Source organism: Arthrobacter sp. 10L424, assembly GCF_056395325.1.
In genome coordinates this window covers 161,987-185,473 of sequence record NZ_JBFTJH010000006.1, presented here as the reverse complement: position 1 = coordinate 185,473, position 23,487 = coordinate 161,987, and the positions used below count along the sequence as shown (strand labels likewise).

Sequence of the window (23,487 nt, the reverse complement as noted above, 5' to 3'; positions counted from 1 at the left end):
TCGCTACATGGCGGGGTTTTGTGATCGGCCGGTGCGCATAAGTGCCCGAAAGTCGAACGACCCGCGGACGCGCACAAGTCCCTCGAACTGCTCTCACTCGTCCTTCTCAGGCTCCGCATGACTCTTAAGTGAGGGGGACGGCCCGCTCGTCTGCTCCGGCACGTCGCTTCGGGCTTGACCGTCCTGAACGAAAGTAATCCTGATTTGGCTCCCCCGTTCAAGGACCGACCCTGCGGAAGGATCTTGGGAGGTCACCCAGAACAGCCCCGGCCACGTACGCGAACGGAGCCCCGGCCCGTCAGGGTCCCCGGCCGCGAGACCAAACCCAATGTTCGCCGCCATCTCTTGTGCAATATGCATAGGCTGCCCAACAAGATCGGGAACAGTCAGCCTCTGACGTTCAACCATCTCTGCATCTCCCTTGAGGCTGAACAGCTAGAACGGTGAAACCAAACCTTCTTCCCGCCAGAATACCGCCGGTGGCTTAGGCGTGACTCTCATCGGCCCCGTCTAACATGCGTCCCAATGAGGCAGCGATCTACCGCCAAAACTGGTCTCAAATCAGATTGACGTTCTCAAAGGGTTGTTCCACTTGAGGAACTTTGAGCGGGACAGTGAGTCACGCCAAACCGAGGCAGTCTGCAACTAGGTGGTCCATGGGGTGGACTGCGTTGAATGTTCTGCTCGCGTAGTGTTGTCGGATGCGATCCAATCACGGAATGTTCAGCTGGAAAATGACACGCTTTCTCTTCTCCCTCGGTAGTTTCGTTGCCATGGCTGGAATTCTCCGAATCGTGACGACGGGCTCGTGGGGGTACATCTGGTTTGTCCTGCTCGGGCTTGCGCTCTTGGCACTGTCCACCCGTGGTCCATGGGATAGTGAAGCAAGCGGCCGCAATCGGTCAGTTTTGGGTTTTCGAGTTCGTCAATAGCAAGTCCGTAACGACATGCTGACTCCAAGCCACGGGGTTAGCATCGATAGCCCGCAACGGAACCCTGACCGGGCGGATACTGGCTGACCGTCCCTCCTAGTCGGCACAAAGTAGCCCTTGGCACGAGGTGACTATCATCGGTGACATGTATGAACCTTGGAGCAAGGGAACCGTGAAGACCTGGCACCGCGAAGAAGGGTGGGGATCCATCCAAGTTGAAGGTGTGGCCTCAGAATGCTTCGCCCATTTTTCTTCCATCGTTCAGAGGGCGAGTGAGTTTCTTGAGCTTGTCCCAGGCGAAACCGTAAGGCTCACCTGGCACGAGGCGGCGCAGGACGAATTCTCCATCGTTGCCGACCGTGTGGAGCGTTCCTAGCAGGAACCTCGGCGGCACGGTCCGCTAGGGGGATGCTCCGCGACAACACCCACTACCAACAGCCTTCGGCATCAGCTGCCTGACCGCAGCGATACTTGCAGTCCGGCTGGGACTCGGCAATCACCCGAGGCTAGTTCCCGTCAGCACCAGGGCGAAGAACACGCAAAGCGGTGGAATGACGAGCGTAGCCAGCCCCGCACACCATGCTGACACTCGGGACAGCTGCTTCTGCTTGAGCAGAACGACAAAGCTCGCAATAAGGAAGGGCACCACAACGAAGACGAAGAGTATGCAGCAAATAAGAAAATTTGTGTCGTCCTGACCATAGCGGGCATCCGGATAACCGCCGTTTTCAGTAATTACGAAGGCTGCATTAATGGCAATGATGGCTGTAAGTGGGACCGCGAGAATATTGGTAAACACTACCGGTGCGTAGCTCGTCCATCGTTGCCCGGCTGCTTGCTGCCCGGCTCCCGGCACGACAACCCCTTGTGTACTGGTCCTCATTGCCCGCGCCCCCCACATAGTTATTAACCTTGCCGATGCTAACAGCCCCCGAGCCGCTGCCCACAGCCGGGGACAATCCTCAAGGGGTTATCCACCGCTACCACTACCGAGGGAGCTAAACCAACGGCTCCCAGAAGAACAGCCGTGGAGAACCCGGATTGCCCCCAACTGTGGACAGCTCAACCTCACCCTGAGTGCCTGCAGCCAAGGTCAGCAAACATGAATCACCCTTGACAATCCCTATTGAGAATCCTCCGGGCTTTTCCCGCACACACCTGGACGACGGGACCCAGCTAACCGGCTGCACACGATCGCGAGGTCGCCACCCGCACAAAGCCACCTAAAGTGACGGCGAGTAGGCGTCAGTATCGTCAACTATGCAAAATCGTCCCGCAAGAGGGTGGCCCGCGTTAGGTCCCGCAAGCCGGTCGATCTACGGCCGCCAAGCCCGCATCCAGCAACGGCGGTAGCGAGAGTGATGGTGATGTCCGGGCGGGAACCCTCACCGGGACACATCCGCCGAAATTATGCTCACGGCTACGATCAGGGCACAACGGGTTGAAGCCGGTCCAAAATTGGGGGAGATATGAAGATGGTCATTCTTGCTATAACCGCGTGGCTCCTGACTGGCGTGATCGCATTACTGGGTGTGAGCGCCGGCTCCACCATTTGGTTCTACATGGAGCCAGTAGTCGATACAGTGCCCGATCCGGCAAGCTACTATGTCGCCGCCGCAGCCGGATTCCTGGCCCTGTTCCTGAGCTTGTTAGTAAGTGTCGGCGTGACTGTCCACGCAGCCCGCTGCAACGCCAACGGAAAAGCCTGATCCATCTGACTACCATCACCGCTGACCGTTCCAATCGGGAAACCCCATGCGGTACAAGTGTGGTCAGGAGAGACGGGGGTTGGAGCGCTCATACGGCGATTAGGCTGGCGCCATGGAATCGTTGCCCGATGCTGCCCCTGGTGAATGGCTCACACCATTGATGGATACCGTGTGGCATGACATGCACGCCGTCGTGCCCCGGGGCTTCCCCGCCTACGCCAGGATCTTCCATCCGGTGACGCGGGACCGCCCGCAGGACACCGGCACATGGCACGGACATCCCCGGACCGACGTCTTCGCCCTCGCCGAGGAACAGGCCCGCTGGTCTGTTGTGGCGGCCGCGTTCGGGACCAAGATGCACCCATTAGCCCAATTCCACCGACTCCTTGGGCCAGCACCGAGCCGGCAGGACATGTTGGACAGCGAGGGCTGGCGGTATTCGGAACCCCTAACCGGCAACCTCGCACCGGACACACTGGCAGCGGTGGCGGCCCGTCTCTGTGAACACACCTCCACCCCAACCAAGGGCGTGTCCGCCATCTGGGAAGGTTGGGGAGGCCTGACAAGTTCCCTCGGCTATGCCCAGCTCACTTTTTCGAACGACTCGACTCCCGGGGAAAATACTTCCGATTCTGCCGCGCTGGACAGCGGACCTGGTTCGGGCCTGCTACCGGCAGAGGTGGTCAACGGAGAAACACTGAACCTCCCGGGGCGCGCCTACTACCTCTTCAATGCTGCGCCACAGTTCTACCGTCACCCCGGGTGGGTGAATCAAGCTCCCTGGCACCATTCCCCGCAATTCCCGCAGTCACCGAGCATCCTGTGGCCGGCGGACAGAAGCTGGGTCATGGTGACGGAAATAGACTTCGACTCCACGGTGGTCGCCGGCAGCCATGAACTCGTGGCGGCACTGGTGCGGGACCCCGCCATCGAAGCGCTGCTCTTGAACGAGAGTGCAGACCTGACGTGGGACGCCGACGTTCCCAACCGCCCCGGGCAGTAGCCAAGCCTTCACTTCAAGGCCCGGCCATGGTGCAGGCACCCGTAGCAACTAAATCCGGCATCCGCCCACTGCAGCCATCCCGAATGGGGATCCCTCAGCGGGCAAACCCTGACGTCTTCGTACGTGTCTGTTTGAAGCCGTGACGGAGCGGCCCGGAAGCCGGTGCGGCACGACGGTGGCATGCTCGTGGAACAGATTCAGCACTGGGGTAAGGCAACTTTCGGTGTCCCAGCATCGGCGGACGCTCTCCGAGCGTGCGAAGCCCAACTTGGGCACAAGCTCCCTGACCAACTTCGACAACTCCTGGCAGCGACGAATGGCATCGAGGGTGAGTACGGGCTGTGCCTGCTTTGGACCGCGGACCGAATAGCCGAAGACAACGCCCATTTCCGGAATAACTCAGACTTTCGGCCGCTCTACATGCCCTTCGCAGGACTCGTATTCTTTGCTGACGCCGGCAACGGTGACCAGTTCGCCGCCTCTCTCAGTGGAAATCACGAGGTCTACGTCTGGAACCACGTGGATGACAGCCGCGTATGGGTCGCGCCGACCGTCATGCGCTACCTCGAGGATTGGATGACCGGGACACTGAAAGTCTAAAAAGCACGATGTCGGCGGTATCGTCTGACAATTGGAGAATCCCAGTGGACGACGGCTGTTCGCAGCCGACGTGTCAGCCACTCAGTGAGATTGCCCTACGCCGGACGTATTCCAAGCGCGCACCGAAGCCTGCCGGCACCTGATCGGGCAATTCGTCGATTGGGAACCATCGGACGTACTCGCTTTCATCGCTCGCGGCGATCTCGACATCAGGGTCGATGGTTGCAGCGAATCCAATATCCCAATGGGCAGTGCATGAGAATCCCGCGTGCAGATCGTGGCGGTCAAGATCAACGATCGCGGTAGATAGCAGGACAACGTCGACAATTCCGGACTCTTCGCGGGCCTCCCTTTGTGCCGCCTCCGCCACCGATGCATCCTCCGACTCGATGTGACCCCCGAATTGAACCCAGAACTGCCCCTTGCGATGGAAGCACAGAAGAACACGATCGAAGGCAGGCGAAAAAACGAAACAGGACCCGGTGACATGCTCCGGACCGCCATCGCGACGCAACGCCGCGTCCCCGGCAAAGGTCACGAACCGCAGATAGGCGTCTCGCGATCCTGACTGAGGAACTTGTCGGAGGCTGGCGAGCAGATCGTCAAGAGGCATACCGCCATCTTGGCGCACAACACAACGAACAACTCAATGCCGCGACAAAGGGACCGGTTTCGGTTGTCGAGTCGCGCCCGATAGTCGATTCTTCACCGGGGCGGGTTTAGGTGATCTATCAGCCTTCTTAGGACTTCTAATTGACCGGTTGCTGAGTGGTGCCACTCCGTATCAGACACTTCTAGACTGTGGTTTCCGTCCTCGACGATGATCGTCTCAGTGTGGGAGTTTGAAATTTCCTCCGGGAGCCAGGTGGGGTCAGCTGTCCCTCCGACGAAAAGGTGCCTGTCGGACGCTCTGCGGGCCGCCTCGGCGATGCGGGCGTCTGAGAGGATGGGCGTTATCCACGCGGCCTGAATTTCCCAATCCAGGAAGTAGGGTAGCGCGTAGGTCCCGAGGGACTTGCCCACTACTGCAGTGGGCGCGTCGGGCATCTCATGCAGAGCCTGTGAGACGGCGTCTTCGACAAATTGCCCGGTGTCCTTTGGTGGAGGGCCTTGGGCGTCGGCATGCCAGTTAATTGACCACACGTCCCAACCTGCCCGAGTCAGAGCGAATACGGGCCAGTAGAGCAGCGGCCCCTGAACCGTGTATCCCGCCCCTGGGAGTAGTAAGGCGACAGGAGCGGGTTTCGAAGGCTTAGAGTTCAACCTCTCAATTTTCGGCATGCCTGGAACGCTAACACGTGCCAGGTCAGGGATCCCTTACCGCCCACCCTCGGGTCACAACGATTGCAGGAACGCCATGATGTCGCCAGCGAGGAGCGCGGGTTCTTCGTGGGGAGCGAAGTGTCCGCCGCGGGGCATGACCGTGTACCGCTTCACCTCATACGTCCGTTCCGCCCAACTGCGAGGTGGGCTGGCAAGATCGTAGGGGAAGAGCGCCACTGCGGTCGGAACGAGCACACGGTCTACGCGGGTCGTGAAACCCGCTGCGAACTCGTAGTAGGGACGGAATGACGTCCCAATGGAGTTTGTGAACCAGTAGACGGAGGCGAGGGTGATCAGATAGTCGTCGCTGAACCGCGTCGAGACATCTCCCCCGCAGTCGCTCCAGGCCCGGTGCTTTTCGAGTAACCACGACAATAACCCCACCGGCGAGTCAGACAGCGCTGGTGCAAGCGTGAGAGGTCGCGTCTGCTGCTGGTGTTGGTACGCGCCCTCTGCTACGACCCATGCGTCAACCCGGCCCAGGTGCTCTCGTTCCTGTGCGGTAAGTGACGTCACCTCGACGTGGCGTGGGGCTGCGACCGCCAAGAGGTGGATACCCGCGACCGCATCGGGATGGGCTTGCGCAAGGCGTGAGGTGATGCCCGCCCCGAGATCGCCTCCATGTGCGGCGTACCGCGTGAAACCGAGGTGGTCGGTCATAAGTCGATGCCAAAGCTCGTGGGTCTGCTCACCAAACGTGGGGCGCTGCGGGGAGAACGGCAGCCCCGGGAGGGCCGGGACAATCACGGGAATGGAACTACTCGGGTCGCCTCCGAAACGGGACGGCGTCGCCAAGCGCTGGGCGAGTTCGACGAGCTCAAGTGCCGTGCTTGGCCACCCGTTAGTAAGGACGATCGGGAGACCCCCTTCCGTCTCCGCGTCGAATCGGAGGAACGTGATGGCGGTGCCCTCGATGTCGGCCGTACACCAGGGCAGCGAATCGATCCGACGTCGTTGGACATCCCAATTGAAACCGTCCAGCCAGTAAGAGACTAAACAACGAAGCTCTCCATCGTCAGTCCCCGCTTCCCAACTCGTGGACGGCCAACGCTCCGCCCACCGCGTGCCGCGGAGCCGGCGGTACAGATCGTCGATGTCCTGATCGCTGGCACTTAAGGTAAGCGGAGGAGGCATGGGTTCTCGTTTCATATCGCAAGGTAAACCACTCTTCATAACGAATCTCTCACAGGCGGGCACCCACGGCGGGCGCCACCCCCTGTTCGATAACGGATCCCTTACCGGACGTCACGCAGGCAACATTGCCGCCTCGATTGAATTCCTATCTGACCCTCGACGGGTACGCATTTTCGAAAGTAGGCTCGGCCAAAAGATGACCGCTGCCTCGAAGAGGAAGCGGCCGCTGGTTTCAATTACCAAGGACGATAGGTATGAGTGGTTTGCGAACGACCGTGATAGTCGGAGTCTCAATTAGCTTTGCTGCGTCTGCACTATTGGTGGCATTCGGCATCTATTTCTTGGCCGCAGGAACTTGGGTTCTCGGCATTGCCATGATCGTGGGGGCCGTAGTGTCGCTCGTGGGAGGTATAGGAGTCCTTCGCGGTTTTCGCCCCATCATTGGCAAAGCACGCGACGGGTCAGCTGAACCATAGAGGCGCCCTCAGCGACGGGCGGACTCAGTTGGCGTTTAGTCCGTTAAGGCTCGAAATGTGGATCCATAATGATGCGCGGTGAAGGATGGGTACCCGGGAACCATCGACTTCGTCGTGTAGGTCGGGGACACTGATGCAACAGCGCAGGTACTGGGTGCTGACTAGCAGATTGGAGTCACTCAGTGATCAACGTTTACTTGTACGCAATCGTTGGCGTCTTTGGTCTCGTGCTGATGGCTCTCAACCTCAACATATGGTCCTTGCTATCTGGGGCGGGTATGGCGCTTATTGGCCTGGTTGCTGCTGTTGGCCAATATCGTCGAGTCAAGGCAGCCGGAAGTGCAAAGGGCGGCTGATATTCGCGGCTGCCGGTCCCTATGAGGAACCCTGATCGGGGGCCGGAAGTTGGCATGCGTTGCCTTGCCGCGTTCCCCTAGGGTGTTGTCATGACTGAGTGCTATTTCTTCTCCGCCGAAACGGACAGAGTTGATCGTGCCCGCGTGCACCAGTGGCTCAGCGAGCAGTCTTATTGGGCACAAGGTCGGGTTCGTGAGAAGCAGGATGCAGCTATCGATGCCTCTCGGAACTACGGGGTGTACGACATCGGGTCTGGAGAGCAGGTGGCTTACGGTCGCGTGGTGACGGACGGCGTTACGTTCGCTTGGCTATGCGACGTGTTCGTCTCGACCGAGGCCCGCGGTCAAGGCATCGGCAAGATGCTGGCCGCTGGTGTAATGGCGGACCTGGAACCTTTAGACCTAAAACGGATTCTGTTGTCAACGGGCGATGCTCATGGGCTTTACGCCCAATACGGCTTCACCGAGCTGACCGAGCCATCACAAATGATGGCTCGCGTCCGCTGACCCATCGTTAGAGGAAACCTCGCCGGGACATTGGGGCCTGAAACTCATTCCCATTTACAGGCACCCTCGTTTGATGGTTTCCTCCTGCGGCCCGACGCTAGTCGTTGACGGTGCGCTCGGGGCTGAGGTCGCGGAGCATGACTAGCTCACGCCGGCCATCCGATAGCAGATCGCCGGGTTCGTGGGACACGGTAAAGTCGTTCTTTTCGTAGGTGCGTCGGGCTGCGACATTGTCCGGCATTACGGACAGGGTGAGCGTGATCGCACCAATGCTCGCCGCCCAATGCGCGATCGCTGTGATGAGTACAGTGGCGACACCACGACCGCGAACGGCAGGGTCGACCCACATCGAGATGAGCTGGGCGCGGCTGTCGTTGTCCTCGTCGGGGGTTCCGGTGGCCATGCCGACTGGAGCGTTCTCATCTGCATCGAAGGCCAGCAGATCGATCGCTCCCGGAATAGACAGGCGCTGACGCCAGCGGTCCTCGGGCGCGTCTGCCCACTCTTGCAGTCGTGAGCCGAAAGCACCGGGCGCGTCGGTCAACGCCGCGAGCCTCACCGACCGCCAGGATCGCCAGTCGTCGGCAGACAGGGGGCGAAGGTCGATGGTCATGTCGCCACTTTACCGACGTGTGCGACGGCGTGAGTCGAGAGGGTCACTGATAAGGAACGTACATGTCCGGATGGGGGAACCCCAAAGCGGGACAGTAGAGGCGCGTGGGCCTGAGTAGCTATGTAGACCGGCAATCCGCAGCCCGCTGTACCCGGCGGCGCAGGAGCTCCTAGCGCCCGCTGCGCCTTTTCTGCCCGGGGCCAACAGTCCTGCCGTCCAATCTGCCTCTCCGGCCACGGACCGGCCCTCGTAGAGCCCTCCACCCGGCTTCAACTTTGGGAGTACCGCGCCGCGGGCGGAAAGGGCGTGTCCACACCGGCAACGGAAATTGGTGACAAAAATTCGACAGTATGCTTAGTATCTCTTTGGGGGATCAGTTGCACGGAGATCGATTCTGCCGGGTTGGCCTTTCCATCCGCAGACAATTAAGGGAGACCATCATGTTGCTTTGGATTGCCATCATTCTCGCGGTTCTTTGGCTTCTCGGACTGCTTGGAAGCATCGGCGGCGCGTTCATACACCTGCTCTTGGTTGTGGCCGTGGTCGTCCTGGTCTTCCACTTCATACGTGGCAGGTCCCGCGTTTAGGTACTGGTGTGGAGCGATCCGGGTCTTCGAAACGGCGTCCTGTAACCGCTGGGCGGCGTCGCTGCCGATGATATTCATCTGGGTGTAATCCCGGAACGGGTCAAGCCAAACCGCACTGACCGTTACCGGCGTCAAAGGTAACTTCGCCGCGACTGCCGTCAAAGCAGGGCCAGCGGTAACTCAGGCGGCGTCGGCCGAGCTGATCAACACGCTCCTCGCCCACGGCTGACCACATTCTGTTGGTCCAGGCTTCCGCGGTGGAATCTGGACCAACAAACGTGGAGTACCGACGCGCCCGGCAACGGATCGGCAAACGGGCACGTCCGCTGCCCAGAAGCGGGAGTCGCTACATTGAGCACATGGATCACTCAGCGTTGGAGTTGCGCCCCATGAACCGCGCTGATGCGGACGTGTTGGGGACATGGGCCGAGGACGAACTCTTTTGTCAGCACGCTGGCTGGACAACAAGGTCATCGGCGGACGTAAGGGACTTCTGGGTGCGACAGGTAGAAGCGCCTCCCATTGACCTAATCCGGCTGGCTTTGACAAATGCTGACGACGATCTTGTGGGATACGTGGATCTTCATGGTGCGCAACCACAGGAACGAGAACTTGGCTTCCTGATAGGACCATCAACGCGATGGGGGCGTGGCCTAGGGGGTCGAGCCGCCAAGGCCGGTCTCGCCTATGGCTTCGAAGAACTTTCGCTTGATTCCATATGGGCGGAAGCGCTCATCGCTAATGTTGCATCGGTTCGAATCTTGCGCTCCCTTGGCATGCAGGAGACCGGCCCAGGATCTGACGAGACCTTTTTGGAGGAGCAGAGCTACTACCTGCAGTTTCGCGTCAATCACGACGAGTGGAGTGCGAGCAGGATGGAGCGCTGAGGGATCGGCTATCGGGCCGCCGGGGTGACATTTATCGCTGCGATTCGTCCTGCTGGCTAACCCCATACAGAATGACTCAAATTAGCCCCTATTTTGCGAGACAGCACGACGCGCTCTCGTTGAGCTAACCCCGGCACTACTGTGAGGTGTGTCAGCAACTACTGAATATGGGGAAGCGCATGCGCAGTCGAGCGATCCAAGTGACATTGAAAGTTGTGCTTGTTGCCAGCGTGGCTGTATGCATCGTTGCTTTGGCTATGGGTCGCCCGGACACACTGTGGGCGCCAGGCATATCCCTGGTCGTGGCGGCTGGGCTATTAGTTTCACTCTCAAGGCAGGCCAGGTAGGCCAAGCGCGGCCCATTGCCAGAACCGTCCCGCCAGTCGATCCCGCCCGGACATCGCAATCACTCTCGCTACCGCCGCTGCCGGATGCGGGATTGGCGGCCGTAGGACGACCGGCTTACGGGACCTGACGCGGACCACCGGCTAACGGGACGCCTTGAGGGCCCTATACGGGATGCCCCCATATGAGACGGCAGGCTAGTCGCCAATTGCTTGGCGGTGCTTGGCTTGGGCCGTGGGAATGATTCAATAATGCGGCAACTTTCTGCCGATCATTGGTGCATATAGCTTGGTTCATCTATAAGCACTAGGGTTCCGCATATGACCCCTCGGCTGCTCGGGATTTCTCTTCTATGTGTTGGCACACTCATGGCCCTGATTGCAGTGGTGGTCGTGATGCAACCCCCGCTGACGCACATCCACTGGGCTTTCCTGATCACGGGATCATGCGGTGCAGGGGTGATGATTTGTGGCTACTTCATCGGAAAACGCAAGAGCTGGGACTGAAACCGAGCCGCCGGAAGGATGCTTGGAGCTCAGCGATCAGACTGAGAGCCCCCGTCCGGTCATGGTTGAGCCAACGGGCGGGCCGTGAAGTAGAACTATTTGCCGCTAGAGTTCGGTCCATGATTGTTTGGCTCAACGGCACCCACGGGGCGGGAAAGACGACGACGAGCGCGCTCGTGCAGCAATTGCTGCCCGACGCGCGCGTCTTCGACGCTGAGAAGGTCGGTGAGGTGCTCATGGACATCAAGCCGGGACTTCCTGAGACGGACAACTTCCAGCACTGGGAGCCGTGGCGAAGGCTTGTTGTCGAAACCGCTCGGCGCGTGCTCGAGTACACCGGAGGCACACTCGTGATGCCGATGACTGTCTTGGTCGAGAGCTATTGGCGGGAGATCAGCGATGGGCTATCCGAGCACGGCATACCGATCCAGCATTTTGTGCTCCACGCCGACCAGGCCACGCTCCGCGACCGTATACAGAACGACCAAGACCTTGGCCCCTCGACGTTCCGCTTCGCTTACTTGGAGCCATACGCCGAGGCAGCTCATACCTGGTTGCACAATGAAACCGAGGTCATCGACACCACACACATCACAGCGGACGAAGCCGCGCAGCAGATCGCGGACGCGGTGCTTAATCGCTGAGAGCGCGGAACGTCCGGCATGCTTGTGCCCGGTTGAGGATCGCCCTGCGGGGCAGCAGGACCTTTGTCCTACTCTGACCAGATGATGTGTCTCGTTTGTCCCGGGCCGTCAGTGCTCTAGGACGGGTGTCCTAGAGTGGAGGGCCGATGTGCCTGCTGGTTCAGCCACATTCTGAACCTTTGGAGCGTCAGTTTCCTTGGCGGCGGCCGCGTGATAGACCGCGAACCTGCCGGCTGCGCTGGACCAGTCCAGGACGGCCCTGGGACGGCTGTTGATCTCCTGAGCGGCGAACAAGACATCTGCCGGTTCGACCGCGCTCAGGTCGTCCCCTTTCCGGAAGTATTGTCGTAGCAAGCCATTGGCGTTTTCGTTTGACGCACGCTGCCAGGGGCTGGCCGGATCGCAAAAGTACACGAGCGTCCCCAGCGCTGTAGTGACCTCGGCATGTTTGGCCATCTCTGATCCTCGGTCCCAGGTCAAGGTCCTGCGCAACGTGGCCGGCATGACTCCGAGCACCTCAATGAGCTGGTCACGCATGCTATCGGACCTGGTTCCGGGGCGGAGGGCAAATGCGACGAGGAACCGGGAGGAGCGTTCAACCAGGGTCACTATTGCTGATCTTTTTCCCTTTCCCATGATGAGATCGCCTTCCCAATGCCCCGCTTCTTCCCTGGTAGCGATGTGGGCTGGGCGGTCACCGATCTTCAGAGCATCGGCCATGTACTGGCGTGGCTTCATCTTGGTCCTGGACCGCGGTCGCCGGCTGAACTTACCCGAGCGGAGCAGCCGGGCAGATCCCGTTGGGACGGGCCGGATGCTCAGATGGTAAAGCGCACGGTAGACCGTTTCATGCGCCAAATGTCGGTGCCTTTCTCCCGGAAACCGTTCCCTCAAGGCACGGCATACCTGCTGAGGACTCCATCGCTTCGACAGGCACTCCACAACGTATTGCCGCAACGCGTCGTCACCAACGAGCTTGGGCTGCCTTGGCCGGGGCCTTCTCTTCTGCGCCATTTTCTGGGCACGGAACGGATGATAGCGACGTGAGGCGGGACGATTCCGAGCCGCCTCCCTGCTGATGGTGGCCGGCGACCTCCCAAGATCATGAGCAATGGACCGGAGACTCGCCCGAACCAGCAAACGGTCAGCAATGTAGATGCGTTCGTCCTCTGACAAATACCGGCTGGATATAGCTGCCGCAGGAGCGGCCTTACGGGGCCGCGGATCCAAGCCCTGCTGCACTAAGCCTTCAACCCCGTTGCGGCCATTCAACCATCGAAGGCCCGTGTTCGGGTTGATTCCAAGAGTCCTGCATGCCGCCCGATTTGAGTGCCCTTCTTTCATGAGCTGAACGTACAAGGGCTTCTTCTCAACCAAGCCCGGAGGGCCCATTTTCCTCGATCGGCGCGTCGAACTGCGCATGAAGCAACACCACTTTCAGTCAGTGTTGCGACGATCGTTGGAAACCGCCCAGCCATGAGCTGGACTCAGGGCTCCACCTGCCCCCAATGGGCACAACGCCGTCCGCTTAGGGTCCGCGCAAGTTGCATGAACGGCAAGCGTGCTTAGGCAACGCCGCCGCCCCTACGGCAGGAGGCCGCTGTTCCGGGCGGCCCTGGCATACTGCAGTCGACGTTCGAGAGGGCATCGAGCCGTGTGTCACCTGTGGCGATCTGACCACTATGGCCCTCCAGTGAGAAGGAAAGGGCCGCCGCAGAATTGCAGTTCAGACAACTCAAGGAAGCCGTAATCAGTCGCCACCCCTACTGATAAAAGCCCTCGGGAAAGCGGTGCTCCTCCATGAATTACGGTGTTACTAAAACGTTGTGATAAACAGCTTCCAATAGTCCCGTTTACGTCTATTGTGGCCCTTGTCAGCACATGAACAATGGCGCACTTTGATTCCTTGTAAGCAGTGACTGACGCGCTCCAAAAACCCCAACTCCCATCCAGCCAACAGGAAAGATCCATGCGCGCCATCCAACGGTCAGTCGTTGCCCTGACCACCTTGCTCCTTAGCGCTGCTTCCGTCATGGCCGCAGCAGTCCCCGAAGCCAACGCAGCGGCTCCCACCGGTTCAGTGTCAGTTCCCGTGACGGCCCAGACGGTCGACTCCCGGAACGCCTCAATGGACGCGGTCGCCATTCAGTACAGACTCGGCGGGCCGGTGGGCCCGGTAGTTGAAGGCCTCAAAGACAACGGCGCCTACCGGGTGTACCAGCGGGGAGTCGTCGTTTACTCCCCGGCGACCGGCGCCCAGGTCTCCTACGGAGCCATCCGCACCGTCTACGCGGGTCGGAGTTTTGAAACGGGTTTCCTGGGGTACCCGACCACCGGCGAACTCCGCACCGCAGCGGGTGTGACCTACCAGAACTACCAGGGAGGGACGATCGCCTGGACCTCCGTCGGAGGCGCCCATATCCTCTTCGGCCCTGAACGGGATCTGTGGTTCAGCGAGGTCGGAAACAGGGTCCTCGGGTACCCCACCTCCGAAGGGTACGGACTTCTTACCACCGGCGGCGTCGTGGGCCAGAACTTCCAGGGCGGTCTCGTCGTGACCTGGTACGGACGGATCAGCGTTCTCACCCCGGGGGCGATCAGGGACAAGTACTTCGCCAGCGGCGGGTTCTCCAGCGACATTGGCCTTCCCGTGTCGCTGTACGAGACCACCGGGCTGACGGGCGGCGGCGCCGCCCAAGGGTTCAGCAACAGCTGGATCGTGTGGTCACCTGCCACCGGAGCGCACGTCTCCAAGGGTGCTATCCGTGAAGCATGGATCAAGAACGGCGCCGAGAGTGGAGTCCTCAATTATCCGCTCACGGACGAATACCGGTACTCCGGGGACGGTGCGGTCGCCCAGGACTTCGTCGGTGGCAGGATCATTTGGTCCGCCCGAGGCGGCATAATCGTCAATCGCAAATAAGCAGCAGCTGGGACCGGAACGCGCGCCTTCAATGTAGGGGCAGGCACGTTTCGGATATTTCCACCTGAGCATTCCTGAGGTCTTCAACTGAGAGGGCGGCGGGGTTAGTTATGGCCCCGTCGCCCTTCTCGCCAACGGGCACTGCCTCAACATGCCTAATCACAAGCTAAGGCTCAGGTGGTTTCCGGGGCAGGACAAGCCTGAAGGCATGAATCAACCTTTGCATGCTGACCAACGACTTGGCTCGTGCGAATGCAGCCGCGCATCCCCAACATCGAGAATCCTCTGCCCATCAGTCAAAACCTGGGAGGAGTACTTGCCTTTGCGGCGGGCGACCAGAAGCCTCGCGTCCGGCGTACACTACGGCCAGACGTAGTTCAAGGTAGTCCTCAGAGGCCGGGTTGCACACCGGTGGGGACGGGGCGGAGGGCTCCACCTGCCCCCAATGGGCGCAACCCTCGGATCTTTGGGGTGGGCTGGGCCGGTAGTCGGGCAGTGACGCGGGGCGGGGTATGAGGAAGCCTCCACGCGGATCCGTGGACTCAAGCGTGAAGGCTCCCGGCTCTCCACGCTGGGGGACTGGAGAGCCTTTCTCAGTTTAGTGGCAGCGGCAGTGCCTAAGCCGCGGGGCAGGGCAAAGATCGCTCCCTTGCCTGCCTACGCCACAAGCCGGAGCGGCAAGCCTGAGTGAATGTGTGCTGTCGCTGCGGCGACTGGCCGGGCCTTCGGACTCGTGGGTCCATTGGCACCGAATGGGCCCAGGCATCCACCAGGACCGATGAGGGCCGGCCGGACTAACGTCATGCCGACGGCGGTGGCACGCTGATCAGTGCCTTGGCTCGTGTGGATGAAGCCGCGCTTCCTCAACATCCAGTATCCTCTGCGCATCGGTCAAAACGCGGGAGGAGTATTTGCCTTGGCGGCGGGCGGCCAGGAGTGGCTGTGACAGGTTTGGATGGCCCCGGTAGGACGGATATATTTGGCCCCACTTCGTGACTCGCCGGGCACCAGTGACGGTTATTCGTGGCCCCACCTTCAACGTTGGATTCATCAGTGCATGGATCCAACGGAAGGCTGGTTTGGATGACGTCGGGGTCCACAGCTGTTGCCGGTCCGAGGACGGCGCCGGGTGTCTCGAGAACCTGCAGTCCTGCGTCAGCGATCTGGTCGAACAGGGCTGCGGACTCGTGCAGGTCGGCCGAGGCATCGATGCCGCGGATCCCAAGGACACGAATAAGTGCCGGAAGCGTGCTGCCCTGTAGGAGCAGGGTGACGATAGCCACGGTAAAGGCGATGAGGACGAGCTGCTCCCGGTAGGGCACCGTTTCCGGCAGGGATTGGGCTGCGGCCAGGGTGACCACCCCGCGCATCCCGGACCAACCCAAAACCGTGGCGCCTTTCCAGCCCAGGCCCTCACGGCGTTCCTGCTCCAGATCGGCGCGCCGTTGGTCGTACAGCCGTTGCCGGAGATGCGCCCGTCGATGTTCACGGGCGTCCTTGGGGTGCAAGAGGTGACGGTCCAGGCTGAGCCAGAGACGCATGAGCCGGTGCTCCGCCCGGGCAGCATGTCGACGCAGGAGAAACACCAGCGGAAAGACCCGCACGAAGCGGACGATGATCAGGATGGCGGTGCATGCGGCGCCGCTCGGACGAATGACTCCCTGACCACCAATCAAGCCTGGAAACCAGTGCTGTGGTCGTCTCGGCATCCGTCCTCCTACGTGATCTCGCGGGGAGTGCTCCGTGCCATCCGCGGGCTGAAACGGGTCACTCGACTGCCTCACAGTAGCCCGCGCGGCCCTTCCTCAAAAGGAAGGGCCGCGGGCTAAACCTGATTCGCGAATTCAGCGCAAGATTTCCGCGCCTCACTCAGCAAAATCGTCCCGCAAGGGGGTGGTCCGCGTAAGGTCCCGCAAGCCGGTTCTCCACCGGTCGCACACGCTGCTGAACTGCACCATTGCGAGCTGGGGTCCCTTAGCGTCCCGTAAGACCTGTCCGGTGAACTAATCGGTAAGGGGGTGCTATGTGACACACTATTTTCCATGTCAGTAATACTGGTCGGCTACGCGCGCGTGTCCACCGAGGCGCAAGACCTCACTGCCCAGCGTGATGCCCTGGCTGCCCTCGGCGTTGAGTCTGAACGAATCTATGTTGACCACGGCTTTACTGGCACAAACAAAAACCGAGCCGGACTCCGCGAAGCCCTGGCCGCGTGCCGGGCGGGGGATACCTTCGTCGTCACGAAACTTGACCGTCTTGCCCGTTCCGTCCGGGATGCCCACGAAATTGCAGATAACCTCGCCAACCGCGGAATCAAACTCAGCATTGGTGGCTCCGTCCATGACCCCGTTGACCCGATGGGCAAACTGCTGTTCAACGTGTTGGCGATGATCTCCGAGTTCGAAGCCGACCTCATCCGCATGCGCACCCGTGAAGGAATGAAGGTTGCCAAGGCCAAGGGGCGGCTACGAGGGAAACAGCCGAAACTCACCGTCAAACAGGAAAACCACCTCCTCGAACTAAACGCCGCGGGGGAATATAGCAAGGCCGAGCTGGCCGAGCTGTTTAGCGTCGGTCGCTCCACTGTGTACCGGGCAATTGAACGCGGAAAACGTAGGGCGGCCGAAGCAAGACACCCCTGAGAATCGGGTGCATAGGAGTGCTGAGCGAGGGGTGCGAAGCGCGCAGGAATTACTGAAAACTCATCGCTCAATACTGGCCCGCACAACCTTGGAATCACGCGGGACGCTGCGCAGGGGAGTACTGAAAAAACAGGCAGCTAATGTGGCGGTATCACTGAAGAACGGGCGTCCGCCTAGTTCTGCCTCCAGCGGTATTCGTTCTCCGGCCGGCCCGGCGCGCCATAGCGGGCCGTCCGGGTGACCGTGCCGGCGTCGGCGAGGTATTCCAGGTAGCGCCGCGCGGTCACCCGGGACATGCCCAGGGCATCCATGACCTCGCTGGCGGACACGGCCCCGGCCTGCAGCTTCATAAAGTCCTGCACCGAGTCCAGCGTGGACGCGGCCAGGCCCTTGGGCAGCGGCAGCTCGGAGGGGGCCCGCAGGCTCGCGAAGGCCTGGTCCACGTCGCTCTGCGAAGCCCCGGGACCGGCCTGGCCGGCTGCGGGGGAGGCCAGTTGCTCCCGGAACAGCCGGTAGCTGGTGAGCTTGTCCGCGAACGTGGCGAAGGTGAACGGCTTGATCAGGTACTGGACCACCCCGGTGGCCACCGCGCTCCGCACAATGTTCAACTCCCGGACAGCCGTGATGGCGATGATGTCCGCGAACAGCCCGGCGGCCCGCATCCGCCGGGCGATGTCGAGGCCGTGCAGGTCCGGCAGGTTCATGTCCAGCAGCACCAGCTCCACCGGGGTGCCCGCCGCCGCGAAGTCCGTCATCAGCCGGAGTGCGGACTGCCCGTCCGGGGCCGAACCGGCCAGCTTGAATCCCTCCAGCCTGCCGATATAGGCGGCGTGGGCTGCCGCGGCGATGGGCTCGTCTTCGACGACGAGTACACGGATGTCGCTCATTGCTGTCCCTCGGTGGTCAGTGAGCCCGCCGGTGACGCCGGCGGCCCTGTCGGTGGCTCTGTCGGCGAGGCAGCGGGCAGTGTGACGCGGAACAGCGCCCCGGCCGGGCTCGTGATGGTCATGGTACCGCCGAGCCGCTGAACCGCCTGGCGGACCAGGGCCAGGCCGAGGCCCCGCCCGAACGGGCCCGGGGACTTGGTGCTGAAGCCGTGCCGGAAGATGTCGTCCACGGCCTGCGGATCGATCCCGGGCCCGCTGTCCTCCACCGTGATCTCCAGTGCATCGCCGGACGCCTCCACTGTGAGCTCCACGAGCCGGGGCGCCGGCGCCTCCGCGGCGGCGTCGATGGCGTTGTCCAGGAGGTTGCCCAAGATCGCCACGAGGTCCTGCACCGCCAGCCCGGTCACAGGAGCGGGCCCGTGCCCGTTCCCTCCGGTGTTGAGGGTCAGCTCAACGCCCCGCTCGTGGGCCTCGGCGGCTTTGCCCATGATGAGGGCGCCGAGCACGGGTTCCTCGATGGAGCTCACAAGGTCATCGGTCAGCCGCTGGCTGAGCTCAAGGTCCTGGGTGGCGAAGTCCAGGGCTTCCGTGCCGCGTCCCAGCTCCATCAGGGACACGATCGTGTGCAGCCGGTTGGCGTGCTCGTGGGTCTGGGCGCGGAGGGCATCGGAGAGGGTGCGCATGGTCTCCAGCTCGCTGCCGAGCGATTCGATCTCGGTGCGGTCCCGGATCGTGGCCACGGTCCCGTAGACCGGTGCCCCCGGGCGTCCGCCGGCGGAGCCGGGCCCTACGGCGGGCCCCTGGTTCACCACGAGGATCCGCGAGCCGGTCAGATGGATCTCGTCAAGTGCGGTCCGGCCCGATTCGAACAGCTCCCGAAGGCTGGGAGTCAACGGGAGTTCCGCGAGCGACGGCGCCTCCTGCCGCCCGCCGTTGGCAGCTGCGCCGTCGACGTCGGACGTGCGGGGGGTGAGGCCCAGCAGTTCAGCGGCCTGGTCGTTGTACATCACCACCTTGCCCTTGGGATCGATCAGGATGACGCCTTCGCGGACGGAGTGGAGGACCGATTCGTAGTAGGCGAAGAGCTGGGCGAGCTGTTCCGGGCCCCAGCCGCGGGTGACCTGCCGCAGGTACCGCCCCAGGAGCCACGACGCCGCCGATCCGCCCGCGAGCAGGGCCAGGCCGATGGCTACGAGCGCCGGCAGCCTGCCGGAGACGGCGATATCGACGGTGCTGACGGTTACCCCTGCCGCGACGAGGGCCCGCACCGTGCCGTCCGCATCCTTGACCGGGGCGATGGTGCGGACGGAGGGTCCGAGCGTGCCGGACGTGATCTCGGTGAAGACCTGGCCGTTCAGTGCGGCATCGATGGAACCGATATAGGGCTTGCCGAGTTCCTCGTCCCGGGGATGGGTCCACCGCGTGCGATCCGGCGCCATGATCGTGATGAAATCCGCGCCGGCGTCCTGCATGACTTTGAGGGCGTACGGCTGCAGTAGGGCTGTGGGATCCGCGGCGCTCGCCGCGTCCAGCACGAGGGGGTTGTCCGCCATGGTGGTCGCGACGGCGGCCATCCGCCGGCCTGCCTCGTCGTAGGCGTGGTCGCGGGCATCAACGAACGTGGCCGTGCCGACGACGGCGGTCAGGGCCAGCATGAACAGCAGATGAGCCACAAACAGCCGTCGGGCGATGCTCCAGCGGTGGATCATCAACACCTTCCATGACCAATATGAACGCAACGGTGATGCGCGTCACTCCATCCCCAATGATGGTGGAACACGCAGAACGGACGTGATGGGCCCACAGCCTGTGCCGCACCGACGTCCCCAGCCTATCCAAGGAGAACACCATGGCCTCTCAACGAGGAGAGTCAACGGCCACGGCCGCGACGCCGGTCAAGAAGCGCAAGGGGCTCGACAAGTCCCACTATCTTTACATCGCGGTCATCGCCGCCGTTATCCTGGGCGCCCTGGTCGGGTTGCTTTTCCCCGAGTTCGCCAAGTCCTTGAAGCCCCTCGGTGACGGGTTCATCAAACTTATCAAGATGATGATCGGCCCGGTCATCTTCTGCACCATCGTCCTGGGCATCGGCTCGATCGCGAAGGCGGCCACGGTCGGCAAGGTCGGCGGACTGGCTCTGGGCTACTTCATGGTGATGTCCACCTTCGCGCTGGCCATCGGCCTCGTGGTCGGCAACCTCATCCACCCGGGCGAGGGCCTCAAGCTGGCACCGTACGATCCGAACAAGAAGGCGGCCACGGACAGCACGGTCGACTTCCTGCTGGGCATCATTCCGGGCGACATTCCGGTCCTGCCCACCCTGCTCGCCGCGCTGCTGGTTGGCTTCGCCCTCCAGCAGATGGGCAAGCAGGGCGCCCCGATCCTCAAGGCCGTCGGCTACGGCCAGGCCCTCGTCTTCCGCATCCTGGTCATGATCATGTGGCTGGCCCCGGTCGGTGCCTTCGGCGCGATCGCCGCCGTCGTGGGTGCCACGGGCATGCAGGCCATCCTCAGCATGGCAACCCTGATGGGCGCGTTCTACGTCACCTGTGCCCTGTTCATCGTGGTGATCCTCGGCGGCCTGCTCAAGATCGTCTCCGGCGTCAGCATCTTCCAGCTGATGAAATACCTCGGCCGCGAATACCTGCTGATCTTCTCCACCTCATCATCTGAGGCCGCACTGCCGCGCCTGATCGCGAAGATGGAGCACCTGGGCGTGTCCAAGCCGGTCGTCGGCGTCACGGTCCCCACGGGCTACTCCTTCAACCTCGACGGCACCGCCATCTACCTGACCATGGCATCCCTGTTCGTCGCAAACGCCATGGGCACCCCGCTGGACCTCGGCGCCCAGGTTTCCCTGCTGGTCTTCATGATCATCGCCTCCAAGGGCGCTGCCGGTGTCACCGGTGCCGGCCTGGCCACCCTGGCTGCCGGGCTCCAGGCCCACAAACCGGAACTGCTCGGCGGCGTCGGCATGATCGTCGGAATCGACCGCTTCATGTCCGAGGCCCGCGCCCTGACCAACTTCACCGGCAACGCCGTGGCCACCGTGTTGATCGGCACCTGGGTCAAGGAGATCGACGGCGGACGGGTCGAGCGGGTCCTCGCCGGCAACGAACCCTTCGACGAGCGGACCATGATCGCCGGCCACGATGCACAGGATGATGCTGCGGAAGATGCCGCTGAGCCCGCCCGCCCGGCTCTGGCGAACGCCTGACCCAAGGCCGGATTCAGCTGGAACTGAAGCAGATTTGAAGCATCAGGGCCCGCGAAGCCGCCCGGACGCCTCCCGGCGTCCGGGCGGTTCTTTGTGCCAAGACAGTAACCTTCGACTTCTACCAGAAGGTTGAGGCTCAAATATTGCCCGCTGTCAAGGTCCGTGGAATACCGTGTCGGGCGCTGTAACCTTGGGAGGAACAAGCTCGGCTTGATCTCCAACGCCCTGATCTTCAAGGCTTGATCTCCAGGGCGCAGTGATCACGCAGGCAGCAATATCAAGCACGACAATCACCGTCATCGAAAGTGTGGATAGATACGTGAGCAGCGAACAGGGTTCAGCAACTCTGGAAGGCACCGAACTCGATCTGGAAGACGCCGTCATGGGCCCCACCGGGCGCCCTCAACGCGACTTTCCGGAGCCCGCGCCGCTGTCATCCCACGGCCCCGCGCGGGTTATCGCAATGGTCAACCAGAAGGGCGGGGTGGGTAAAACCACCTCCACCATCAACCTTGCCGCCGCGCTTGCCGAGTACGGCCGCCGCGTGCTCCTCGTCGATTTCGACCCGCAGGGCGCCCTCTCCGCCGGCCTCGGCATCAACCCCCACGAGCTGGATCTCACGGTCTACAACGTCCTGATGGACCGCAAGGTCGACATCCGCGACGCCATCCACAAGACCGGGGTCGAAAACGTCGACCTGCTCCCCGCCAACATCGACCTCTCCGCTGCGGAAGTCCAGCTCGTCAACGAAGTGGCCCGCGAGCAGGTGCTGGACCGTGCCCTCAAGAAGGTCGAGGACGATTACGACGTCGTCCTGATCGACTGCCAGCCCTCCCTTGGCCTGCTCACCGTCAACGCGCTGACCGCGGCCCACGGCGTGATCATCCCGCTCATCTGCGAGTTCTTCGCCCTGCGCGCCGTCGCGCTGCTGGTAGAGACCATCGACAAGGTCCAGGACCGCCTGAACCCCCGGCTGCAGGTCGACGGCGTGCTCGCCACCATGTACGACGCCCGCACCCTCCACAGCCGCGAGGTGATCTCCCGCCTCGTGGAGGCCTTCGGCGACAAGGTCTTCGAGACCGTCATCAAGCGGTCCATCAAGTTTGCGGACGCCACCGTCGCGGCCGAGCCCATCACCAGCTACGCCGGCAACCACATCGGCGCGGACGCCTACCGCAACCTCGCCAAAGAGCTCATTTCGCGCGGCGGCGCGCCCTAGCCAGGGTCGTGGCAGGGGCAAGGACCCCGACGGCGGAGCCCGCGCCGGCGGACATGGAGGACGGCGCCGGGACAGCGGCGGAAGACACGGCTGCGGGCACACCGCAGCCGGAGGTTCAGGCCGGCAAGAAACCCGGCTTTGAGGTCCGGCTGTCCAACTTCACCGGACCGTTCGATCTGCTGCTGGGCCTGATTTCCAAGCACCAGCTGGACATCACCGAGGTGGCGCTGTCCACCGTCACCGATGAATTCATCAAGTACATCAAAGGGCTCCAGAAACTGGGCGAAGAGTGGGCCCTGGATGAGGCCAGCGAATTCCTCGTCATCGCCGCCACCTTGCTGGACCTCAAGGCGGCCCGGCTGTTGCCGGCCGGCGAGGTTGAGGACGAGGAAGACATCGCCCTCCTCGAAGCCCGCGACCTGCTCTTCGCCCGGCTCCTGCAGTACAAGGCCTTCAAGCAGGTGGCGGGCATGATGGGGTCCACCCTCGAGCTTGAGGCCGGGCGGTATCCCCGGCAGGTCGCGCTCGAGGGCCACTTCGCGGCGCTGTTGCCGGAGCTCCTCTGGCGGCATACCCCGCAGCAGTTCGCCAGCCTGGCCGAGGCCGCGCTCAAGCCCAAGGAGGCCGCGCCCACCGAGGTCGGCCTCGCCCACCTCCATGGCACCCCCGTCAGCGTGAAGGAGCAGGCCGAACTGCTGGGCCATCGGCTGCAGCTTGGCGCCCCGCTCACCTTCCGGGTGCTGATCGCCGACGCCGAATCCACCCTCGTCGTCGTGGCCCGCTTCCTGGCGCTGTTGGAGTTGTTCAGGGACAAGGCCGTGGCCTTCGAACAGCTGCTCCCGCTGGGGGACCTGACGGTCCGCTGGACCGCCGACGGCGAAGCCTGGAGCAGCGCGAACCTGAGTGAAGAATATGAGGAGCAGCCGTGAACGAAGCACCCGACGCCGGTCCCGGCGCCAGCAGCCTTCCCGACGCCG

The 23,487-nt window shown here is 62.2% G+C and carries 24 protein-coding genes and 1 pseudogene; 14 read left to right on the top strand and 11 right to left on the bottom strand.

Going from position 1 to position 23,487, the window contains the following annotated elements; all coding sequences use genetic code 11:
* Positions 1-93: 93 nt before the first annotated feature.
* A complete protein-coding gene (locus AC1DC5_RS12835; RefSeq protein ID WP_476865394.1) occupies positions 94-408 on the bottom strand; it encodes a PASTA domain-containing protein in 315 nt (104 codons plus the stop codon).
* 669 nt (positions 409-1,077) lie between these two features.
* Between AC1DC5_RS12835 and AC1DC5_RS12830 the strand changes: the two genes are divergently transcribed.
* Positions 1,078-1,308, top strand: coding sequence for a cold-shock protein (locus tag AC1DC5_RS12830; protein WP_476865393.1), 231 nt, complete (start codon positions 1,078-1,080; stop codon positions 1,306-1,308).
* A 120-nt stretch (positions 1,309-1,428) separates the two neighbouring features.
* Here the strand turns inward: AC1DC5_RS12830 and AC1DC5_RS12825 are convergent, their stop codons facing one another.
* Positions 1,429-1,731: a hypothetical protein gene (locus AC1DC5_RS12825; RefSeq protein WP_476865392.1), complete on the bottom strand. Its 303-nt coding sequence runs from the start codon at positions 1,729-1,731 to the stop codon at positions 1,429-1,431.
* 670 nt (positions 1,732-2,401) lie between these two features.
* Between AC1DC5_RS12825 and AC1DC5_RS12820 the strand changes: the two genes are divergently transcribed.
* The 3 genes from AC1DC5_RS12820 (at position 2,402) to AC1DC5_RS12810 (ending at position 4,244) form a co-directional block, all read left to right on the top strand.
* Entirely contained in the window at positions 2,402-2,641 is a 240-nt protein-coding gene (locus AC1DC5_RS12820; protein WP_476865391.1) for a hypothetical protein, read from the top strand.
* Between the two features lie 112 nt (positions 2,642-2,753).
* Positions 2,754-3,644, top strand: a complete 891-nt coding sequence (locus AC1DC5_RS12815) for a hypothetical protein (protein ID WP_476865390.1) — start codon at positions 2,754-2,756, stop codon at positions 3,642-3,644.
* 180 nt (positions 3,645-3,824) lie between these two features.
* Positions 3,825-4,244, top strand: coding sequence for an SMI1/KNR4 family protein (locus AC1DC5_RS12810; RefSeq protein WP_476865389.1), 420 nt, complete (start codon positions 3,825-3,827; stop codon positions 4,242-4,244).
* 73 nt (positions 4,245-4,317) lie between these two features.
* Here the strand turns inward: AC1DC5_RS12810 and AC1DC5_RS12805 are convergent, their stop codons facing one another.
* From AC1DC5_RS12805 to AC1DC5_RS12790, 4 genes and pseudogenes are all read right to left on the bottom strand, one after another.
* A complete protein-coding gene (locus AC1DC5_RS12805; RefSeq protein WP_476865388.1) occupies positions 4,318-4,857 on the bottom strand; it encodes an NUDIX hydrolase in 540 nt (179 codons plus the stop codon).
* A 92-nt stretch (positions 4,858-4,949) separates the two neighbouring features.
* Positions 4,950-5,525, bottom strand: coding sequence for an alpha/beta fold hydrolase (locus tag AC1DC5_RS12800; protein ID WP_476865387.1), 576 nt, complete (start codon positions 5,523-5,525; stop codon positions 4,950-4,952).
* Between the two features lie 54 nt (positions 5,526-5,579).
* Entirely contained in the window at positions 5,580-6,227 is a 648-nt protein-coding gene (locus tag AC1DC5_RS12795; protein WP_476865426.1) for an alpha/beta fold hydrolase, read from the bottom strand.
* A 168-nt stretch (positions 6,228-6,395) separates the two neighbouring features.
* Positions 6,396-6,701 (bottom strand): annotated as a pseudogene (locus AC1DC5_RS12790) (epoxide hydrolase N-terminal domain-containing protein); the annotation flags it as partial.
* Between the two features lie 922 nt (positions 6,702-7,623).
* Between AC1DC5_RS12790 and AC1DC5_RS12785 the strand changes: the two are divergent.
* On the top strand, positions 7,624-8,040 hold the full coding sequence (locus AC1DC5_RS12785; protein ID WP_476865386.1) for a GNAT family N-acetyltransferase: 417 nt from the start codon (positions 7,624-7,626) through the stop codon (positions 8,038-8,040).
* 97 nt (positions 8,041-8,137) lie between these two features.
* Here AC1DC5_RS12785 and AC1DC5_RS12780 read toward each other — a convergent pair whose 3' ends face one another.
* Complete coding sequence (locus AC1DC5_RS12780) at positions 8,138-8,653, bottom strand: GNAT family N-acetyltransferase (protein ID WP_476865385.1); 516 nt, start codon at positions 8,651-8,653, stop codon at positions 8,138-8,140.
* 350 nt (positions 8,654-9,003) lie between these two features.
* Between AC1DC5_RS12780 and AC1DC5_RS12775 the strand changes: the two genes are divergently transcribed.
* From AC1DC5_RS12775 to AC1DC5_RS12760, 4 genes are all read left to right on the top strand, one after another.
* Positions 9,004-9,240 carry a lmo0937 family membrane protein gene (locus AC1DC5_RS12775; protein ID WP_476865384.1) on the top strand — a complete coding sequence of 79 codons (237 nt, stop codon included), beginning with the start codon at positions 9,004-9,006 and terminating at the stop codon, positions 9,238-9,240.
* Between the two features lie 359 nt (positions 9,241-9,599).
* Positions 9,600-10,127, top strand: a complete 528-nt coding sequence (locus tag AC1DC5_RS12770; protein ID WP_476865383.1) for a GNAT family N-acetyltransferase — start codon at positions 9,600-9,602, stop codon at positions 10,125-10,127.
* Positions 10,128-10,840: 713 nt separating this feature from the next.
* On the top strand, positions 10,841-10,978 hold the full coding sequence (locus AC1DC5_RS12765) for a hypothetical protein (RefSeq protein WP_476865382.1): 138 nt from the start codon (positions 10,841-10,843) through the stop codon (positions 10,976-10,978).
* Positions 10,979-11,097: 119 nt separating this feature from the next.
* On the top strand, positions 11,098-11,622 hold the full coding sequence (locus tag AC1DC5_RS12760) for a P-loop nucleotide/nucleoside kinase family protein (RefSeq protein ID WP_476865381.1): 525 nt from the start codon (positions 11,098-11,100) through the stop codon (positions 11,620-11,622).
* Between the two features lie 108 nt (positions 11,623-11,730).
* Here AC1DC5_RS12760 and AC1DC5_RS12755 read toward each other — a convergent pair whose 3' ends face one another.
* A complete protein-coding gene (locus AC1DC5_RS12755) occupies positions 11,731-12,966 on the bottom strand; it encodes an IS30 family transposase (protein WP_476865380.1) in 1,236 nt (411 codons plus the stop codon).
* Between the two features lie 625 nt (positions 12,967-13,591).
* On the opposite strand from AC1DC5_RS12755, the gene AC1DC5_RS12750 reads away from it, so the two are divergent.
* Positions 13,592-14,545: a hypothetical protein gene (locus tag AC1DC5_RS12750; protein WP_476865379.1), complete on the top strand. Its 954-nt coding sequence runs from the start codon at positions 13,592-13,594 to the stop codon at positions 14,543-14,545.
* A gap of 863 nt (positions 14,546-15,408) precedes the next feature.
* Here AC1DC5_RS12750 and AC1DC5_RS12745 read toward each other — a convergent pair.
* Positions 15,409-16,254: a cation:proton antiporter domain-containing protein gene (locus AC1DC5_RS12745; RefSeq protein ID WP_476865378.1), complete on the bottom strand. Its 846-nt coding sequence runs from the start codon at positions 16,252-16,254 to the stop codon at positions 15,409-15,411.
* Positions 16,255-16,587: 333 nt separating this feature from the next.
* Here AC1DC5_RS12745 and AC1DC5_RS12740 point away from each other — a divergent pair, with 333 nt between their 5' ends.
* The gene (locus tag AC1DC5_RS12740; RefSeq protein WP_476865377.1) at positions 16,588-17,187 is read left to right on the top strand and encodes a recombinase family protein; all 600 of its coding nucleotides are present in this window, start codon (positions 16,588-16,590) and stop codon (positions 17,185-17,187) included.
* A 173-nt stretch (positions 17,188-17,360) separates the two neighbouring features.
* Here AC1DC5_RS12740 and AC1DC5_RS12735 read toward each other — a convergent pair whose 3' ends face one another.
* Both AC1DC5_RS12735 and AC1DC5_RS12730 read right to left on the bottom strand, forming a co-directional pair.
* Positions 17,361-18,074: a response regulator gene (locus tag AC1DC5_RS12735; protein WP_476865376.1), complete on the bottom strand. Its 714-nt coding sequence runs from the start codon at positions 18,072-18,074 to the stop codon at positions 17,361-17,363.
* Positions 18,071-19,783 (bottom strand): sensor histidine kinase, encoded by a 1,713-nt coding sequence (locus AC1DC5_RS12730; protein WP_476865375.1) that lies wholly within the window; start codon positions 19,781-19,783, stop codon positions 18,071-18,073. The genes AC1DC5_RS12735 and AC1DC5_RS12730 overlap by 4 nt, the downstream gene beginning before the upstream one ends.
* A 140-nt stretch (positions 19,784-19,923) precedes the next feature.
* Here AC1DC5_RS12730 and AC1DC5_RS12725 point away from each other — a divergent pair, with 140 nt between their 5' ends.
* From AC1DC5_RS12725 to AC1DC5_RS12715, 3 genes are all read left to right on the top strand, one after another.
* Positions 19,924-21,291, top strand: a complete 1,368-nt coding sequence (locus AC1DC5_RS12725) for a cation:dicarboxylate symporter family transporter (protein ID WP_476865374.1) — start codon at positions 19,924-19,926, stop codon at positions 21,289-21,291.
* Between the two features lie 319 nt (positions 21,292-21,610).
* Complete coding sequence (locus AC1DC5_RS12720; protein WP_056431118.1) at positions 21,611-22,510, top strand: ParA family protein; 900 nt, start codon at positions 21,611-21,613, stop codon at positions 22,508-22,510.
* 8 nt (positions 22,511-22,518) lie between these two features.
* On the top strand, positions 22,519-23,439 hold the full coding sequence (locus tag AC1DC5_RS12715; protein WP_476865373.1) for a segregation and condensation protein A: 921 nt from the start codon (positions 22,519-22,521) through the stop codon (positions 23,437-23,439).
* The last annotated feature ends 48 nt before the right edge of the window (positions 23,440-23,487 follow it).

What these genes read in the sequence shown, in the direction of transcription:
- AC1DC5_RS12835 (WP_476865394.1), bottom strand. Translation starts at nt 408, where the DNA reads ATGGTTGAACGTCAGAGGCTGACTGTTCCCGATCTTGTTGGGCAGCCT.
- AC1DC5_RS12830 (WP_476865393.1), top strand. Translation starts at nt 1,078, where the DNA reads ATGTATGAACCTTGGAGCAAGGGAACCGTGAAGACCTGGCACCGCGAA.
- AC1DC5_RS12820 (WP_476865391.1), top strand. Translation starts at nt 2,402, where the DNA reads ATGAAGATGGTCATTCTTGCTATAACCGCGTGGCTCCTGACTGGCGTG.
- AC1DC5_RS12815 (WP_476865390.1), top strand. Translation starts at nt 2,754, where the DNA reads ATGGAATCGTTGCCCGATGCTGCCCCTGGTGAATGGCTCACACCATTG.
- AC1DC5_RS12810 (WP_476865389.1), top strand. Translation starts at nt 3,825, where the DNA reads ATGCTCGTGGAACAGATTCAGCACTGGGGTAAGGCAACTTTCGGTGTC.
- AC1DC5_RS12805 (WP_476865388.1), bottom strand. Translation starts at nt 4,857, where the DNA reads ATGCCTCTTGACGATCTGCTCGCCAGCCTCCGACAAGTTCCTCAGTCA.
- AC1DC5_RS12800 (WP_476865387.1), bottom strand. Translation starts at nt 5,525, where the DNA reads ATGCCGAAAATTGAGAGGTTGAACTCTAAGCCTTCGAAACCCGCTCCT.
- AC1DC5_RS12795 (WP_476865426.1), bottom strand. Translation starts at nt 6,227, where the DNA reads ATGACCGACCACCTCGGTTTCACGCGGTACGCCGCACATGGAGGCGAT.
- AC1DC5_RS12785 (WP_476865386.1), top strand. Translation starts at nt 7,624, where the DNA reads ATGACTGAGTGCTATTTCTTCTCCGCCGAAACGGACAGAGTTGATCGT.
- AC1DC5_RS12780 (WP_476865385.1), bottom strand. Translation starts at nt 8,653, where the DNA reads ATGACCATCGACCTTCGCCCCCTGTCTGCCGACGACTGGCGATCCTGG.
- AC1DC5_RS12775 (WP_476865384.1), top strand. Translation starts at nt 9,004, where the DNA reads ATGCTTAGTATCTCTTTGGGGGATCAGTTGCACGGAGATCGATTCTGC.
- AC1DC5_RS12770 (WP_476865383.1), top strand. Translation starts at nt 9,600, where the DNA reads ATGGATCACTCAGCGTTGGAGTTGCGCCCCATGAACCGCGCTGATGCG.
- AC1DC5_RS12765 (WP_476865382.1), top strand. Translation starts at nt 10,841, where the DNA reads ATGGCCCTGATTGCAGTGGTGGTCGTGATGCAACCCCCGCTGACGCAC.
- AC1DC5_RS12760 (WP_476865381.1), top strand. Translation starts at nt 11,098, where the DNA reads ATGATTGTTTGGCTCAACGGCACCCACGGGGCGGGAAAGACGACGACG.
- AC1DC5_RS12755 (WP_476865380.1), bottom strand. Translation starts at nt 12,966, where the DNA reads ATGAAAGAAGGGCACTCAAATCGGGCGGCATGCAGGACTCTTGGAATC.
- AC1DC5_RS12750 (WP_476865379.1), top strand. Translation starts at nt 13,592, where the DNA reads ATGCGCGCCATCCAACGGTCAGTCGTTGCCCTGACCACCTTGCTCCTT.
- AC1DC5_RS12745 (WP_476865378.1), bottom strand. Translation starts at nt 16,254, where the DNA reads ATGCCGAGACGACCACAGCACTGGTTTCCAGGCTTGATTGGTGGTCAG.
- AC1DC5_RS12740 (WP_476865377.1), top strand. Translation starts at nt 16,588, where the DNA reads ATGTCAGTAATACTGGTCGGCTACGCGCGCGTGTCCACCGAGGCGCAA.
- AC1DC5_RS12735 (WP_476865376.1), bottom strand. Translation starts at nt 18,074, where the DNA reads ATGAGCGACATCCGTGTACTCGTCGTCGAAGACGAGCCCATCGCCGCG.
- AC1DC5_RS12730 (WP_476865375.1), bottom strand. Translation starts at nt 19,783, where the DNA reads ATGATCCACCGCTGGAGCATCGCCCGACGGCTGTTTGTGGCTCATCTG.
- AC1DC5_RS12725 (WP_476865374.1), top strand. Translation starts at nt 19,924, where the DNA reads ATGGCCTCTCAACGAGGAGAGTCAACGGCCACGGCCGCGACGCCGGTC.